The organism is Chitinophaga sp. YR573, from assembly GCF_900110995.1.
In the GTDB taxonomy this organism is placed as follows: domain Bacteria; phylum Bacteroidota; class Bacteroidia; order Chitinophagales; family Chitinophagaceae; genus Chitinophaga.
Map to the genome: position 1 here is coordinate 701,087 of NZ_FOJF01000001.1, position 17,654 is coordinate 718,740.

The window sequence follows — 17,654 nt, forward strand, 5'->3', positions numbered from 1 at the left end:
AAACCCGGACTATTCTCACACGTAAATGTTGTATTTTGCATATGAATACAGATCGTTTTTAAGGCGTTTTATGCAGATACACAGGGACCTGACCCACTTGCCGGCTTTAAGGCGGGCAGTTATTACTATCGGAACTTTTGATGGTGTTCATACAGGACACCGTTATATTATACAGCAGTTACAGCAGGCAGCAGCAACATGTGAAGGCGAAACAGTGATCATAACTTTTGATCCGCATCCCAGGGAAGTACTGCAACCCGGTACCAATCCCGTACGCCTGCTCACTACCCTCGACGAAAAGATTGAACTGTTATCCAAACACGGCATAGACCATCTCGTCATTGTTCCCTTTACAATAGCATTCTCTGAACTTTCTGCCCAGGCCTACCTGGAAGATTTCCTCATAGAAAGGTTCAAACCACACACCATCATCATCGGCTATGACCACCGTTTCGGGCATAACCGGGAAGGCGGACTGGAACTGCTGGAGCTTGAACAAAGCCGTTATGGCTTTCAGCTGATAGAAATCCCCCAGCAGGTAGTACATGATCTCTCCGTGAGCTCTACCAAGATCCGTAAGAGTTTACAGGAAGGGAATATTCACCTGGCCAACGAATTACTGGGATATGATTATTTCCTGGAAGGTACCGTGGTGCATGGCGATAAAATGGGCCGTCAGCTGGGTTACCCTACAGCTAACATGCATTTGCCCGATCCGCGCAAGCTGATCCCGGCACATGGCATTTATGCTATCAGGGTACATCTGAAAAAACATAAGTTCCCTTTAAAAGGCGTTATGAGCATAGGCACCCGCCCTACTTTTGATGGTACCGACCTCCGGCTGGAAGCACATGTATTTGATTTCAGTGAAGACATTTACGATCAGCTGATCAGAGTGGAAATCATCAGCTACATCCGCAGCAGTCAGAAGTTCGACAATATAGAAGACCTGATTGTTCAGATGGATAAAGATAGTCTCATCGCCAGAGAAATGCTGGCTTAATACATCATCTTATATACCAGTTCCTTCATCAGCTCACCATCTTCTACCCCACTATCATTGATACCAATGCTGCGTAAGTTATAGGCATGCAGCAAAAGGATGGCCTTTTCAGACCCTTCTGCACCATATTGCTGGGCAGCCTTTATATAATCCTTTACAAAAAACGGATGTACGCCAAGGGCAGCGGCAATCTCTTTTTCACCCCCTTTTACGCCAAACACCATATTCATCTTGCTAAAGAAATTATACAAAGCAGGAAGTACCATTTGTATAGGACCTGCTTTAGGATTAGAGGAGAAATAATGGATGATACGCATTACTTTGGTGATATCCTTCTGACCTATAGCGTTTTGTAATTCAAATACATTGTATTCTTTACTGATACCTACATACTTCTCGATATCATTCTCATCTATCTTTTTACCTTCCGGCAGGTTTACCAGCAGTTTATCTATTTCATTGGCCATACGGGCCAGGTCATTTCCGATATGATCCACCAGCAGGATACCTGCTTTCTGGGAAATAGCCCTGCCTAATCCATGTACATAAGCTTCTACCCAGGCAGGTAACTGATTATCATACATCTTCTTGGTACTCAGTAAAACACCCCTGTCTTTAATAAGCTTGGCTATTTTGCTGCGCCCATCTATTTTACCCTGTTTATGGGCCACTACCAGGATGGTAGATTCCAGTGGTTTATCTATATAGGACTCCAGTTTAAGGATATCCTTCATGGCCTGGGCCTCTTTTATTATAACTACCTGTCTTTCAGCAAACATGGGATACCGGCGGCAGGCATTCACGACAGTACTCCAGTCGGTATCTTTCCCGTATAAAACGGTGAGGTTGAATCCTTTCTCGGATTCATCCAGTATATGTTCCTCCGCATAGTTACTTACCTGGTCTATAAAAAAGTCTTCTTCACCTTCCAACCAATACAGTGACCGGAACTTCTTTTGTTTCCATTCTTTTATAATATCCTGATAATCCATCCTTTATTACCTATTTAATATATACTATATCGTCTGGTTGCAGCAGGGGTACACCCTTAAAACGTGTTAATAACTGTGCAACGGCTATTACATCCTTCTGGCAATAACTGGAGATCCGCTCCAGGTCCCGCTCCTCCCAGTATACTTTTCCTACCATGCTACCGTCTATATCATCCTTGGGTGTTGGAATGTCCAGGACGGCGGTCAGCATTTTCAGTGAAGTATAGTTTTTAAAGTCTCCAAAACGCCATAAGTGCATGGTATCCAGCATGGGAAGTTCCCAGGGTTTGAAACCATGTACCTGTAAAGGCAGGGGCAAAGATAACTGATGAATAACAGACCTCTTGCAAATAAAAGGAATATCAAACTCCTTTATATTATGTCCGGCAAGCTGGAAACGGGGATATTTTATATGAAATTTATTTATCAATTCTAAAAAACTGTTTAATACAACCTTTTCATCGTCATCGCAGAAAGATTTTATACGTAATTGATAACGATTGTTTTCCACACTAAAGTAGCCTGCTGAAATGCACACTATTTTGCCGAATTCGGCATAGAGTCCGGCCCTGTCTGCATATGCTCCTTCCATGTCAGGCGATTCTGGCGCAGTTTTTGCAATTTTGTCCAGCCATAGTGCTTTCATCCTTTCCGGCAGGTGGTCGAAGGAGGAAACACCCGGAGTTGTTTCTATGTCCAGGAGTAAGAGTTGATCTAGCGATATATTTGGTAACACAGTTATTAACAGTTTATAATTTTTCTAAATTAAACAATTCTAACCTTTAACTTTGTATAGCAAGTTTTAACCATATAAGAATTTAACTATAAAAAACAAAACAACTATGACTGAGAACACTTTTAACAAGCCTGCTCCGGGATCTCCCGGATCTGAAAAACCAAGAAGCCGTAATGGTCTTATATATGGTATTCTGATCGCAGCACTGGCCGGTACATGGATCTATATGTTGTACGATAAGAACAAGACCACTGATACCATCGCTCAGCAGGGCATGCAGATAGATTCCATCTCTTCTTCCCGGGATGCATTACAGCAGGAATACAATGCTGCCAACGCACGTCTGGATGATTTGATTTCTCAGAACAGCCGCATGGATAGCCTTGTTAAAACAAAAGACAAGGAACTGGCTGATATGAAGTCCAGGATCCAGAGTATCCTGAGCAACAAGAATGCTACTCAGGCAGAACTGACTCAGGCCCGTAAGATGATTGAACAACTGAAGGGTAACATTGAAGGTTATACTCAGACCATCGAACGCCTGGAAGGTGAAAAGATCATCCTCACCGGTGAGCGCGATTACGCACGTAAAGAAAGGGATTCCCTGGGTGTACAGAAACAGAATCTGGATAAGAAAGTTAGCTTAGGTTCCGTACTGCACGCATCTAACATCCACTTACTGCCAATCAATGTGAAGAAGAATGGTAAGGAAGTAGAAACTACAAAGGCTAAACGTGCCGATATGATGCGTATTACCTTTGACCTGGACGAAAACAGGATTGCTGATACCGGCGATAAAGAACTGTATGTATCTATTTCTGCTCCGGATGGTTCTCCACTGGCTGTAGAAGCACTGGGTTCAGGCAGGTTCACACTGTCAGACGGTACTGAAAAATTATATACCGCCAAGAAAACTGTTAGCTATACTCAGGGTGAAAAACAAACCGTTAGTATGGACTGGAAACAGAATTCCGACTTTAAACCAGGTGATTACAGTGTTGAAATCTACCATGATGGTTATAAAATAGGATCAGGTAAAGTTACCCTGAAGAAAGGCGGATTGTTCTAGTAGTCTTGCCGGATCTCAGATCCACATCCCAGATTCTTTATCCCCGGCGGATCAGGAATCTGGGATTTTTTATGCCCGGGATGTTAGGAATCCTCATTATCTGCAACAATGAAATAGATAATAAAAATATCATTTTGTTAATGATTAGTTATTGTGAAAAACTCATATATAAAAATATATTTAATTAGTGTTTCTTTGCATGTAACTTTATTATACAGATCCTTGCATCTAAAAGTTCGTAGTTATGTGAATCGGGGCATGCATACGTTTGCATATATGTATTAAATTGACCCCCTTGCGCTTTTGAATGTTATTATCAGAGATAAAATACAGGAAGCAAATTATGCAGGAAAACTCTAAGCAGGTGTACGTCGTAGACGATGATGAAATATTTCATTTCATTCTGAAAAAGATGCTTGAACAACAGACGGAGCGTCTGGAAGTGACTTCTTTTCTTTGTGCTGAGGATGCTATAGAGCAATTGCAACATCTGCCATTGTGTTCACTTCCCTCCCTTATCATCCTCGATATGAATATGCAGCGAATGAACGGATGGGACTTTATTGATGCCTACCGGGACATCAAAGGCAGCCTGCAGCAACAGATCCCTATCATAATGTGCTCTTCCTCAATGGATATGAGGGATATGCAGAAGGTAAAACGTACACCCGAACTAATGGCTTACATTACCAAACCGCTGGATCCCGTTAAAGTGAAACAAATTACCGACTGCCTGGCATAAATGAAAAATGGCCAATTGCATTGCTGCAATTGACCATTTAGTATTTTGTTGTACTTATATTATTGTACCGGTACTCTCTCTCCGTACATTTCCTCTCTCAGGGCTTTCACTCTGTCATCAGCCAGGTATTCATCAAATGTGGTCAGCCTGTCTATCACCCCTTTCGGTGTAATTTCTATAATACGGTTAGCCACAGATTGCATAAAGGTATGGTCATGCGTTGTAAACAGCACCACTCCTTTAAAGTTGATCATACTTTCGTTGAATGACTGGATAGATTCCAGATCAAGGTGATTCGTAGGTTCATCCAGGATCACTACGTTAGGGTCCTGCAGCATCATGCGGCTGGTCATACAACGTACTTTCTCACCACCGCTCAGTACGCTGGTCTTCTTCATGATCTCTTCCCCACTGAACAGCATCTTACCCAGGAATCCACGCAGGAACGGCTCATCCACATCGGTTACATGTGGCGGAACGAACTGGCGTAACCAATCCATCAGGTTTACTGACTTATCCTCGAAGAATTTCGCATTATCGTTTGGCAGGAAAGCAGTGGTTACGGTAGTTCCCCACTCGTATTTACCACCATCAGCCTTTTGTTCACCATTGATGATTTCAAAGAAAGTGGACAGCGCCAGGTGATCTTTAGACAGGAAAGCGATCTTATCGCCTTTGTTCACGCTGAAGCTCACATTGCTGAACAGCTTCTCTCCATCTACTATCTTTTCCAGTTTCTCCACATTCAGGATCTGGTTACCTACTTCACGCTGCTGCTTGAAGATGATACCAGGATATTTACGGTTGGAAGGCTGGATATCTTCGATAACCAGTTTTTCCAGGGCTTTCTTACGGGAAGTAGCCTGCTTACTCTTGGAAGCATTGGCACTGAACCGGGCGATAAAGTCCAGCAGGTCTTTACGCTTATCTTCCATCTTCTTGTTCTTATCAGCTATCTGGCGGGCCATTAACTGGGAAGTTTCATACCAGAAGGTGTAGTTACCGGAGAAAATCTGGATTTTGGTACGGTCAACGTCTGCCACGTGCGTACAAACAGCATCCAGGAAGTGACGGTCATGGGATACAACTATTACGATGTTCTCATAATCTGCCAGGAAGTTTTCCAGCCAGCCGATGGTTTCCACATCAAGGTGGTTGGTAGGCTCATCCAGCAGCAGGATATCCGGGTTACCGAACAGGGCCTGTGCCAGCAGTACACGCACTTTCAAACTACCACTCAGATCTTTCATTAACAGCCCGTGCAACTCCTCACTTACGCCAAGGTCACCCAGCAGTACTCCGGCATCACTTTCGGCAGTATAACCGCCCATTTCGCCATATTCTGCCTCCAGTTCACCTGCACGCATCCCGTCTTCCTCTGTAAAGTCTTCCTTTGCGTATATAGCGTCCTTTTCATTGGCTATATCCCACAGTTTTTTATTACCCATCAGCACGGTATTCAATACCGTAACTTCATCAAATTCAAAGTGGTTCTGTTTCAGTACGCTCATACGCTCACCAGGGGTGATTTCCACACTGCCCTTGCTGGGCTCGATTTCTCCTGATAAGATTTTCATGAAGGTTGTCTTACCGGCTCCATTGGCTCCGATAACTCCATAACAATTGCCTTTGAAGAAATTGAGGTTAACTTCGTCAAACAATACCCTTTTTCCGAAAGAGAGCGATACGTTTTTAACACTGATCATGCTGGCTAAAGAAATTTAAGGCGCAAAGTTACGAAATGTTTACTAGTTTATAGATACCTGCCATATTCCTTATCTTTAACTTCTTGAATGTTCACAAAACCACACCCATGACAGATTACAACGAGATTTTTGAGAATAATAAGCGCTGGGTAGCCTCCAAAACAGCTACAGATGAGAAATTCTTTGAGAAATTAGCCCTGGAACAAAAACCGGATTACCTGTATATAGGCTGTAGCGACAGCCGGGTACCGACCAACGAGATCATGGGACTGGATGCCGGAGAAGTCTTCGTTCACCGGAATATCGCCAACCTGGTGAATAACATAGACCTGAACGTCATGTCTGTGATCAATTATGCGGTCCGCCACCTGCAGGTAAAACACATTATCGTATGCGGGCACTACAATTGCGGGGGTGTAAAAGCTGCCATGGAATCTGAAGACCTGGGCCTGCTGAACCCCTGGCTGCGTAATATCCGGGATGTTTACCGCCTGCATAAGGAAGAACTGGATGCCATCGAAGATGAGCACGCCCAGTACAACCGCCTGGTAGAACTGAATGTACAGGAACAATGCGTAAATGTGATCAAAACAGCTGCCGTACAGCAGTCTTACCTCGCCAACCACTTCCCTACCGTACACGGCTGGGTATATGATATTCATAACGGAGAATTAATAGACCTGAAGATAGATTTTGAAAAAGTCCTGCATGAAATACAGGAAATCTATGACCTGACAGGTACCGGGAGACTCATGAGGAAAAAAGGCAGCAAATGACGGGCCCGATTGGTATATTCGACTCCGGCTACGGGGGACTGACAGTTTTGAAAGAGATTATTGCGGAGCTTCCGCAGTATGATTACATCTATCTAGGTGATAATGCCCGTGCGCCTTATGGGAACCGGGGGTTTGAAACTATTCATGCCTACACACTGGAATGTGTACAGCATTTGTTTAAAATGGGCTGCCCATTGGTGGTCCTGGCCTGCAATACAGCCTCTGCCAAAGCCCTGCGTACTATTCAGCAGAAAGATCTGCCGCATATTGCGCCGGACAGACGCGTATTAGGCGTGATACGCCCTACTACCGAAATGGTAGGCACACTGACACAGACCGGAGAGGTGGGTATTCTGGCGACTCAGGGCACTGTTACCTCAGAATCTTACCCTATAGAAATCCGGAAATTCTTCCCGGAGGTAAAGGTGCATCAACTGGCTTGTCCTATGTGGGTACCATTGATTGAGAATAATGAAGCAGATAGTGATGGGGCAGACTATTTTGTAAAGAAGTATTTAGATCAGATATTGACTGATGCACCAAATATAGATACACTGGTATTAGCCTGCACACATTATCCTATTCTCACTAAAAAAATAAAACAGCATTTACCAGGTGGTATTACTTTATTGTCTCAGGGTAAAATAGTAGCTCATAGTCTGAAAGACTATTTACACCGCCATTCAGAAATGGAAACACGTTTAAGTAAAAACGGTGAGCAGAAATTTTATACCACTGATGATCCGCAGATATTTGAAAAGCTGACGAATATATTCTTCGGCGCTACAGTGAAGACGGAGAAATTAGATGTAGCTGTAGGAGCTAATTGCTGATTAAAACTTTTTTGTGATGGTGCTCCGCACCATCACAAAAAAAGTAAAGGGATTTTGCAGGGCTTCGCCCTGCACCCCAAAATAAAACTAGATTATTTGCCTTCCAATGTTATCAGAAATGCATACTGCATTGCTATCTCTTCCAAAGGTTTAAACCTTCCGGAAGCCCCGCCATGCCCCGCTTCCATATTGGTATGCAATAACAGTAAATGATGATCTGTTTTTACTTCACGTAACTTCGCTACCCACTTTGCAGGCTCCCAGTATTGCACCTGTGAATCATGCAAACCTGTTGTCACCAGCATATTCGGATAGGCCTGTGCAATGACGTTATCATAAGGAGAATATGATTTCATGTAATCATAATAATCTTTCTTCTTAGGATTACCCCACTCATCAAATTCCCCAGTCGTTAATGGGATACTTTCATCTAACATAGTAGTCACCACATCTACAAAAGGAACTGCTGCAATCACACCATTCCATAATGTAGGACGCATATTCACTACAGCACCCATCAGCAGGCCACCGGCACTACCACCCATCGCATATAAATGTGCACTGTCTGTATAATGCTGCGCTACAAGATAATCAGCACAATCAATAAAATCTGTAAAGGTGTTTTTCTTTTTAAACAGCTTACCATCCTCATACCACTGTCTTCCCATTTCCTCTCCACCCCTGATATGTGCAATAGCATAAGCAAATCCCCTGTCTAACAAACTAAGACGGTTAGAGCTGAAAGTAGGATCTATACTATGCCCGTAAGAACCGTATCCATAAAGCAATAAGGGCTTCTTACCATTCTTTTCGAAACCTTTTTTATACACAATAGATACCGGTACTTTCGCGCCATCCCTTGCAGTTACGTATATCCGTTCCGTTACGTAATTCTTCGGATCATAACCACCCAATACTTCCTGTCTTTTACGCAGTTCGCTCTGTTTTGTATCCATGTTATAATCGTAAGTGGATACAGGCGTAGTCATAGAAGTATAAGAGTAACGCAGCACCTTGGTATCAAATTCAGGATTGACAGAAGTAGCTGCTACATAAGCCGGTTCATCGAAATGAAGATAATGGTCTTCATGTGTGTGGGTATTGATCACACGCAGTTGTGTAAGACCTTTTGAACGTTCACTTAACACCATATGATCACGGAAAAGATCTAACCCTTCCAGTAATACATCTGCACGGTGAGGAATGACTTCTTTCCAGTTACTGCGTTCTGTTTTATCCAGCGGACATTGCATCAGCCGGAAGTTCACAGCATCCCAGTTGGTAACAATATAAAAATGATCATCCTGATGATCGATATTGTACAACATATCCTTCTGACGGGGCTGAAATACTTTAAACGCAGCAGTAGGTTTGGAAGCATCCAGAATACGGTATTCAGAAGATAAAGTACTGCCACTTTCTATCATGATATACTTCCCGGATTTACACCTGGAAACACCGATAGAATAAGTCTCATCCTTCTCTTCATACACCATCTGATCATCACTGGCTTTAGTACCGGCCAGATGTCTGAAGATTTTATTTTCACGTAAAGTACTCGTGTCTTTCGTTGTATAGAAGAACGTTTTATTATCACTGGCCCAGGCCACATTACCGGATGTTTCTGCAATCAGTTCCGGTAGTAATTCTCCCGTCTGCAGGTTCTTGATATGAATCACATATCTGCGGCGGCTCACGGTGTCTACACCATAAGCCAGCCATTGTCCATCCGGGCTCACGGTCATAGCGCCTACCTGGTAGTAACTATGTCCTTTGGCAAGATCATTTACATTGAGGATGATCTCTTCCGCCGCTTCTGTACTGCCTTTCTTACGACAATAGATAGGATATTCCTTTCCCTGCTCATAACGTGAATAATAGTAGTATCCTTCCTTCAGATAAGGCACACTCACATCAGTTTCCATGATGCGGCTTTTCATCTCCTCATATAACTTTGTACGCAACTTTGCGGATGACTGGGTCATCGTATCCAGGTAGGCATTTTCAGCCTTCAGATAAGCGATCACTTTAGGATCTTCCCTGTCATTCATCCAGTAGTAATTATCTATGCGGGTATCCCCGTTCACCGTTAATTCCTTCTTTACTTTCTCCGCCACAGGGGGCGTAATCGTTATTACTTCCTCTGACATAACTCGTTTTTTTTCCTTACAGGCAAACAGGCTCATGCCTGACAATATCATGCAAAATGCAGCGGATTTCCTCATAGGTGCTTATTAGTTAAGGTTACGAATGTACTACACTATCTTCATTTTAACAGGGTCCCAGTTGATTGCTTTTTTTCTGAAATAACTTTCATTGGTAAGTAATGCCGGTCCTGCTGCACGCAACCCGAAAGAAGCATCTTCCACAATGGGTTTCCCATTGCGCATCGCCTCAAAGAAATTAACAAAATGATCGTAGCGATCGTCATAACCATTAGGCGCTGCATAACTACTTTCAGATACCTGTGCCGGTTTACGCTGTTCCTCACTATACTTCTCTTTGTATTGCTTTACATACTCTTCCTGCATCGCCTTCGGGAAAGTATTGTAGGTATCCCAGCCACCATAACCGGGAGCAGCAGACAACTTATGTTTCTTGATCTTGAAATCATTCCAGCCCAGTTCCATCACACCATCCGTACCTATCAGGCGGGTAAATTCACCACCGCCACCACCATCTGCGAAATTCACCCGAAGCGTCATCTGAAATGCAGGATGCTCCTTTGTTGCAGGGTAATCGAAAATAGCGACCACTACATCCGGTACATCCCGGCCGTCTTTCCATTCTACCAGGTTACCACTGGCATACACGCGTTCCGGCCCCATAGAGCCGGTAATAAAATGTAAACCGGAGATCAAGTGTACGAACAGATCACCGGGAATGCCGGTGCCATAGGCCCGGTAGTTACGCCAGCGGAAAAAGCGGGTAGGATCAAAAGGCACTTTGGCCGTATCTTTTAAGAAAGTATCGAAATCGATGGTTTTAGGCGAAGCATCTGGTGGAATAGAATACTGCCACGCTCCCAGCGCATCATGACGGTCCATACGGGCCTCTACGATGTTCAGCTGCCCTATTTCACCTGCCTGGTAGCGTTTACGTGCTTCTGCCAGCATTACACTGCTTACGCGCTGGCTGCCTACCTGGAATACAGCTTTGGTTCGCTGCTGGGCTGCTATCACCTGATGTCCTTCTTCTATCTGCTGCACCATAGGTTTTTCGCAGTAGACAGCCTTTCCTTTTTCCATGGCGGCAATGGCAATCGTATCATGCCACAGGTCCGGGGTTGCGATAATCACGGCATCTATGTCTTTCCTGTTCAGCAGTTCGCGGTAATCGCGGGTAGTAAAGACCTTATCGCCATACACCTCTTTTACTTTTGTAAGATGGCCATCATAAAGGTCTGCTGCTGCTACGAATTCCACACCAGGTACTTTAATGGCGGTCTGTACATCGCCAAAGCCCATAATGCCCATACCTATACAGCCCAGGCGGATTTTATCTGTGGAAGAAGGTGGTTTGCCGGGTTGCAGGATATGAACCTGTTCTTTTCCTAAAGTGGCCAGTGAGCTGGCACCCAGCAAAGCTGCAGTACCGCCAAGATTGCGGATGAATTTTCTACGGGAATTATTTGTCATAACGTTATGGGTTGAGAACTGTGGGTTTTAATACAATATAAACACTTTAACGCAAAAAGAAGAACGCCCGATGCGGTTTGCATCAGGCGTTCTTCTTTCAATATATTGTGTTCAACAACTATTTCTCATATGTGAACCCTGCGGAGATAAACTCGCGGTTCAGACGTGCGATGTTGGTGAGGGAGATCTCTTTAGGACATTCCGCTTCGCATGCACCGGTATTGGTACAGCTACCGAACATTTCCTTGTCCATCTGTGCAATCATATTCAGTGCACGGCTCTTTCTTTCAGGCTGTCCCTGTGGCAGTAAAGCCAGCTGGGAAACCTTGGCAGATACGAACAGCATCGCTGATGAATTCTTACAGGCAGCTACGCAGGCTCCACAACCGATACAGGCAGCAGCAGCGAAAGCTTCGTCTGACTGATCCTTTGGTACCAGTATGCTGTTGGCATCCTGTGCATTACCGGTATTTACTGACACATAACCACCGGCTTCGATGATACGGTCAAAAGCACCTCTGTCTACAGTCAGGTCCTTTACTACCGGGAAAGATGCAGCTCTCCATGGTTCTACGGTAACGGTATCACCATCCTTGAAAGCACGCATATGCAGCTGACAGGTAGTAGTAGCAGCCCATGGACCATGAGCGCGACCATTGATGTGCATGGAACATGCACCGCAGATGCCCTCGCGGCAATCGTGATCAAATGCGATAGGCTCTTTGCCTTCATTGATCAGTTTCTCATTCAGCACATCAAACATTTCAAGGAAGGACATTTCTGATGAAATTCCCGAAACCGGATATGTTTCAAACTTTCCCTGAGCATCTGTATTTTTCTGCCTCCACACCTTGAGTGTGAGATTCATATTATAATGTTCCATAGTTGGACAATTATTGTAGTGAATAAACCGGTATCTTATTTATAACTGCGCTGTGTTGGCTTACATTCTTCAAACACCAGCTCTTCTTTATGCAGCTCGAACTGGCTTGGGCCTTTATATTCCCAGGCAGCTACATAGCTGAACTCATTATCATTACGTAATGCTTCTCCCTCATCTGTCTGAGACTCTTCGCGGAAGTGACCACCACAGGATTCGCGGCGGTTCAGTGCATCTACGCACATCAGCTCACCCAGTTCCAGGAAGTCAGCCACACGGCCAGCTTTTTCCAGTTCAGGATTAAATTCGTTGGCAGTTCCTGGTACACGCACATCTTTCCAGAATTCTGCACGCAGCTGCTGGATTTCCACGATGGCTTCTTTCAGACCTTTTTCGTTACGCGCCATACCGCACTTATCCCACATGATCTTACCCAATGCTTTATGGAAATGATCTACAGACTTGGTGCCTTTGATGTTCATCAGCTTGTCAATATCGGCCTGTACTGCCTTCTCTGCTTCCACAAATTCAGGTGAATCGGTAGGGATATCTTTCGTTTTGAGATCATCTGCCAGGTAATTACCCATAGTGTAAGGGATTACGAAGTAACCATCTGCCAGCCCCTGCATCAGTGCAGAAGCACCCAGGCGGTTAGCACCGTGATCAGAGAAGTTAGCTTCTCCCAGTGCATACAGACCGGTAACGGAGGTCATCAGCTCATAATCCACCCACAGGCCACCCATTGTATAGTGTACTGCAGGATAAATACGCATTGGTACCGCGTAAGGATCCTCACCGGTGATCTTTGCATACATATCGAAAAGGTTACCGTATTTCTCAGCTACCACTTCTTTACCCAGTTTCATGATCTCTTCATGGGATGCGTTGGAGATCTGTCTTTTGCTGACTTCAATCTTACCATAACGTTCCATGTTGAAAGCGAAATCCAGGTATACCGCCTGTTTAGAGCTACCTACACCATAACCGGCATCACATCTTTCTTTGGCAGCGCGGGAAGCCACGTCACGTGGTACCAGGTTACCAAAGGCAGGGTATCTTCTTTCCAGGTAATAATCCCTTTCGTTTTCAGGAATATCAGAAGGCTTACGATTGTCGTTTTGTTTTTTAGGTACCCATATACGACCATCATTACGCAGTGACTCAGACATCAGCGTCAGCTTAGACTGGTGATCACCGGAAACAGGGATACAGGTAGGATGGATCTGCGTATAGCAGGGGTTACCGAAGAAAGCACCTTTACGGGTAGCTTTCCAGGCAGCTGTTACGTTAGAACCCATCGCGTTGGTAGATAAGTAGAATACGTTACCGTAACCACCACTACATAATAATACAGCATTACCGGAATGACGTTCCAGCTTACCAGTGATGAGGTCACGCGCAATGATACCACGGGCCTTACCATCTATCTTAACGATGTCCAGCATCTCATGACGGCTGTACATTGTTACATTACCTAATGCAATCTGGCGTTCCAGTGCAGAGTAAGCGCCTAATAATAACTGCTGACCTGTCTGGCCTGCAGCATAAAACGTACGCTGTACCTGTGTACCACCAAAAGAGCGGTTACTGAGTAATCCGCCATATTCACGGGCAAAGGGAACACCCTGTGCCACACACTGGTCTATAATATTGCCACTTACCTCTGCCAGGCGATGCACATTGGCTTCGCGCGCACGGTAGTCGCCACCTTTTACAGTATCGTAGAACAAACGGAACACGGAGTCACCGTCGTTCTGGTAGTTTTTAGCAGCATTGATCCCTCCCTGTGCAGCAATACTATGCGCACGGCGGGGACTATCCTGAAAACAGAAAGCTTTTACTTTATAGCCTAATTCTGCAAGAGAAGCTGCCGCTGAAGCACCTGCCAAACCTGTACCCACAATGATTATTTCCATGTTGCGCTTGTTCGCCGGATTTACCAGCTTACAATGCCCCTTATAATCTTCCCACTTCGCTCCTAATGAACCTTTAGGAATTTTTGAGTCCAACATATATCCTTACTTTACTGAATTATTTGAAATAGATTACCACAGGAATAATAGCAAAGCCAACAGGGATAAGTATCCCGAACAGCCATATTCCTACAAAACTGATAAGACCATTGTACTTTACATGATTCAGACCAAATGTCTGGAAAGCACTCTTAAAACCATGGATCAGGTGAAAGGACAGGGCTATCATACCGATCACATACAGTACTACTATCCACAACTCTTTAAAAGCTACCTGTACAACAGTGTAGAGATCTTTCAAAGGCTCTTCTCCGCCGTAATTTTGTGTTGGAATCTCTCCAAAGTGGAATTTCCACCAGAAATCAGCCAGGTGAATAACAATGAAGATCAGCAGGATACTACCCATAATAGCCATCTGACGGCTAAACCAGGAAGATGTCTGATTACCGGGATTAACAGCATACTTTACAGGACGTGCAGCCCTGTTGCGGAAGGTAAGCTGTAATGCAATGAAAGCGTGGAGAAGGATCGCGATCTTAAGCCCCCAGGCGATAAGCTGGATAATCTCATTATGCCCCATGAAGGCAGCATATGCATTGAAAGCCTTACCACCATCGTTGTAAAGCAGTTGGAAATTACCAGCCAGATGTACAATTATAAAACTACAAAGGAACAGGCCGGTAGCACCCACTAATAATTTCTTACCGATAGAGGTATTAAAAAACTGTGACCACTTCATAACTAAAATTCTAAGCTTCCTAAAAGATGATATGATAATATTTCGAATATATCGGGCAAATTTAACGCAGGAAAAGTAAAAAGCAAATGATATTTCTCAGTTTTTCACCACATGTAACTACTCTAACCTTCTTATCATAAGGTTATCTACCAGATTATATAGGTGCTGGGGCTGGAAAGTACGCCATTTATCAACATCCAGCAGATTTACATAATTATCAATATGCGCCCTCTCAAATTCCTGCCGGGTATGTTCCGGCATGTTTAAACTGACAATCCACCCGCCTTCATCGCGGATATCATCCCACCACTCCTCATAATAACAATCATCAGAGGAGTGAAAGTTCATTACATTCTCGGTAATTAATATAAACTTATTGATACCACTTGCAGTCATTATATCTATGACATCCCTTTTCAGGGTCATGATATCATTCTCGATACAATCATTCCACTCTCCTAATAATTCGATAATGGCAAAATTGAACTGATAGTCTACAAACAGGATTTTACTATACAAGGTACGGGAGCCAAATTCATCCCACTGAGGATGGATATAATAATTATACACAGTATTGACATACTGAAACTCACTGTACTCTCTCCCAAAGAAAGGTGATTGCTCATCTTCCTCAGATGTATATAAATGACGCCAGTTATAAAATGGTTCTATATTATGCATGAAAATCATATTTATCCGGGAAATTGGCCTTCCGGGATGTATGTTTTCACAAATTTCAATATAAAAATCAAAAAATAGTAGTGTGGCGTTTCTGAAAAAATTCGTACCTATATATAAGCTTCAATTGCCTTCCTCACACTGCCTGCTTTCAGCAACATATTCTTCGCTTCTTCATAATCTGTCAGCGACAATTTCTCCATCAGCATCTTCACTCCCCTGTCTACCAGCTTATCATTGCTCAGCTGCATATTCACCATCTTATTATCCTCTACCCTTCCCAACTGTATCATCACTGCCGTAGAAATCATATTCAGCACCAGCTTCTGTGCAGTACCGCTTTTCATACGGGTGCTGCCGGTAATGAATTCAGGACCTACCACCACTTCTATCGGAAAATCAGCTTCGTCAGACAAAGGCGCTCCCGGGTTACAGCAGATGCTGCCCGTGATAATACCTTCCCTTCTGCATCTCTGCAAAGCCCCTATTACATATGGAGTGGTTCCACTGGCTGCAATACCTACTACCACATCTTTTTCAGTGATGTTACATTCCTGCAGATCTTTCCAGCCCTGCTCCCTGTCGTCTTCGGCAAATTCTACTGCCTTGCGGATAGCAGCATCGCCACCGGCAATCAGTCCTATTACCAGCCCATGAGGCACGCCGAAAGTAGGCGGGCATTCAGAGGCGTCCACAATGCCCAAACGGCCGCTGGTACCTGCTCCCAGGTAAAATAAACGGCCGCCGGCCAGCATTTTATCTGAAATGGCTGTTACCAGCTTTTCTATCTGAGGCAATACTTTTTCTATAGCCTCCGGTACAGTTTTATCTTCTTTGTTGATATTGCTCAGGACTTCCTGCACACTCATTTTCTCTAAATGACGGTAGTGTGAAGTTTCCTCGGTTACTCTCGTGAAAGACATCAGGTTTAAATTTGGATTTATTGATGATATGCGATCAACCCTTCCATGGGACTACGCAATATCTTGCCCAGCTGCAACTCGTATAGTTCACATAGTTCTTTCAATACATCCTGGAAATTCCAGGCTATGCTACCGGTAAAGTGCAGTGGGTGCGTCCAGCTCTCGCTGTATTTATAAATATGGTTAAAGAAAAATTCATTGAAGCTATCTTCCAGGATATTCTCGATCAGATAATGTCCCCTGTTCTCTGAAAGGAAAGGTGCAAAGCCTGCCAGGTAACGGTTCGCCATTGGCTTACGGTACACATTTTCCAGGATTTCGTCATTATTGGTATTGTACTGGGCGTCAAAACGGGCTCTCAGCTCTTCGTCGAACGACTTATACATATACAACTGCAACAGCTTTTTACCCAGATAAGCGCCACTGGCCTCATCTCCCAGGATAAAACCCAGTCCGGGGTTGTTCTTCACGATCTCTTTACCATCGTAATAACAGGAATTACCACCTGTACCCAGGATACTGGCTACACCGGGTTCTCTGCCGCACAATGCCCTGGCAGCAGCCATGAGATCGTGTTTTACATCCACAGCAGCCAATGGCCACACAGCTTTTAAAGCCGTTTGCATTATCAGTACGCTTTTAGGCTGCAGGCAGCCGGTACCGTAATAAAATATTTCGTCTATCTTAAGCTCCGGGGGTAATTGTGGCAGGAGTTCCTTTTCCAGGAGTTCCTGTATCTGCTTTGCATCCAGGAAATAGGGGCTTATTCCCAGTGTTTTATAGTGCCAGCTTTGATCGCCGGCCACCAAACTCCAATCAGCCTTACTGCCCCCGCTATCCGCTATAAGTTTAATTTTCATGACATATCTGTTGTAGGTGAGGTTTAACCTTTAATGTTTGGTTTTTGCCATTTGAAGATACGTTATTCAAACATCCAATGTCAAACTTCAATCCATAAACTTATTA

At 44.1% G+C, this 17,654-nt stretch carries 16 protein-coding genes; 5 read left to right on the forward strand and 11 right to left on the reverse strand.

The features are described from left to right. Nucleotides 1-70 precede the first annotated feature (70 nt). Entirely contained in the window at nucleotides 71-1,003 is a 933-nt protein-coding gene (locus tag BMW86_RS03050; RefSeq protein WP_089778847.1) for a bifunctional riboflavin kinase/FAD synthetase, read from the forward strand. Here BMW86_RS03050 and holA read toward each other — a convergent pair. After that, a complete protein-coding gene (holA, locus tag BMW86_RS03055; protein ID WP_089778849.1) occupies nucleotides 1,000-1,995 on the reverse strand; it encodes a DNA polymerase III subunit delta in 996 nt (331 codons plus the stop codon). The genes BMW86_RS03050 and holA overlap by 4 nt on opposite strands. 10 nt (nucleotides 1,996-2,005) lie before the next feature. Further along, on the reverse strand, nucleotides 2,006-2,731 hold the full coding sequence (locus BMW86_RS03060) for a ribonuclease H-like domain-containing protein (RefSeq protein WP_089778851.1): 726 nt from the start codon (nucleotides 2,729-2,731) through the stop codon (nucleotides 2,006-2,008). Between the two features lie 106 nt (nucleotides 2,732-2,837). On the opposite strand from BMW86_RS03060, the gene BMW86_RS03065 reads away from it, so the two are divergent. Together BMW86_RS03065 and BMW86_RS03070 are read left to right on the forward strand one after the other, a co-directional pair. Next, on the forward strand, nucleotides 2,838-3,800 hold the full coding sequence (locus BMW86_RS03065; RefSeq protein ID WP_089778853.1) for a hypothetical protein: 963 nt from the start codon (nucleotides 2,838-2,840) through the stop codon (nucleotides 3,798-3,800). 343 nt (nucleotides 3,801-4,143) lie between these two features. Next, complete coding sequence (locus BMW86_RS03070) at nucleotides 4,144-4,542, forward strand: response regulator (RefSeq protein ID WP_177189138.1); 399 nt, start codon at nucleotides 4,144-4,146, stop codon at nucleotides 4,540-4,542. Nucleotides 4,543-4,601: 59 nt separating this feature from the next. Here BMW86_RS03070 and BMW86_RS03075 read toward each other — a convergent pair whose 3' ends face one another. Next, nucleotides 4,602-6,248 (reverse strand): ABC-F family ATP-binding cassette domain-containing protein, encoded by a 1,647-nt coding sequence (locus BMW86_RS03075; protein ID WP_089778857.1) that lies wholly within the window; start codon nucleotides 6,246-6,248, stop codon nucleotides 4,602-4,604. Nucleotides 6,249-6,355: 107 nt separating this feature from the next. On the opposite strand from BMW86_RS03075, the gene BMW86_RS03080 reads away from it, so the two are divergent. Further along, nucleotides 6,356-7,024: a carbonic anhydrase gene (locus BMW86_RS03080; RefSeq protein WP_089778859.1), complete on the forward strand. Its 669-nt coding sequence runs from the start codon at nucleotides 6,356-6,358 to the stop codon at nucleotides 7,022-7,024. Then, entirely contained in the window at nucleotides 7,021-7,857 is an 837-nt protein-coding gene (gene murI, locus BMW86_RS03085) for a glutamate racemase (protein ID WP_089778861.1), read from the forward strand. The genes BMW86_RS03080 and murI overlap by 4 nt, the downstream gene beginning before the upstream one ends. A 92-nt stretch (nucleotides 7,858-7,949) precedes the next feature. On the opposite strand, the gene BMW86_RS03090 is transcribed toward murI, so the two are convergent. The 8 genes from BMW86_RS03090 to BMW86_RS03125 form a co-directional block, all read right to left on the reverse strand. Further along, complete coding sequence (locus tag BMW86_RS03090; RefSeq protein ID WP_218149106.1) at nucleotides 7,950-10,007, reverse strand: S9 family peptidase; 2,058 nt, start codon at nucleotides 10,005-10,007, stop codon at nucleotides 7,950-7,952. A 105-nt stretch (nucleotides 10,008-10,112) separates the two neighbouring features. After that, nucleotides 10,113-11,495, reverse strand: a complete 1,383-nt coding sequence (locus tag BMW86_RS03095) for a Gfo/Idh/MocA family protein (RefSeq protein WP_089778865.1) — start codon at nucleotides 11,493-11,495, stop codon at nucleotides 10,113-10,115. 118 nt (nucleotides 11,496-11,613) lie between these two features. After that, nucleotides 11,614-12,378, reverse strand: coding sequence for a succinate dehydrogenase/fumarate reductase iron-sulfur subunit (locus BMW86_RS03100; RefSeq protein ID WP_089778867.1), 765 nt, complete (start codon nucleotides 12,376-12,378; stop codon nucleotides 11,614-11,616). Between the two features lie 35 nt (nucleotides 12,379-12,413). After that, the gene (locus BMW86_RS03105) at nucleotides 12,414-14,387 is read right to left on the reverse strand and encodes a fumarate reductase/succinate dehydrogenase flavoprotein subunit (RefSeq protein ID WP_089778869.1); all 1,974 of its coding nucleotides are present in this window, start codon (nucleotides 14,385-14,387) and stop codon (nucleotides 12,414-12,416) included. Nucleotides 14,388-14,406: 19 nt separating this feature from the next. Continuing rightward, a complete protein-coding gene (locus BMW86_RS03110) occupies nucleotides 14,407-15,087 on the reverse strand; it encodes a succinate dehydrogenase cytochrome b subunit (protein WP_089778871.1) in 681 nt (226 codons plus the stop codon). Nucleotides 15,088-15,204: 117 nt separating this feature from the next. Further along, nucleotides 15,205-15,768 carry a hypothetical protein gene (locus BMW86_RS03115; RefSeq protein WP_089783536.1) on the reverse strand — a complete coding sequence of 188 codons (564 nt, stop codon included), beginning with the start codon at nucleotides 15,766-15,768 and terminating at the stop codon, nucleotides 15,205-15,207. A gap of 107 nt (nucleotides 15,769-15,875) precedes the next feature. After that, nucleotides 15,876-16,688, reverse strand: a complete 813-nt coding sequence (gene murQ, locus BMW86_RS03120; protein ID WP_089778874.1) for an N-acetylmuramic acid 6-phosphate etherase — start codon at nucleotides 16,686-16,688, stop codon at nucleotides 15,876-15,878. 17 nt (nucleotides 16,689-16,705) lie between these two features. Continuing rightward, on the reverse strand, nucleotides 16,706-17,548 hold the full coding sequence (locus tag BMW86_RS03125; protein WP_089778876.1) for an N-acetylglucosamine kinase: 843 nt from the start codon (nucleotides 17,546-17,548) through the stop codon (nucleotides 16,706-16,708). Nucleotides 17,549-17,654 lie beyond the last annotated feature (106 nt).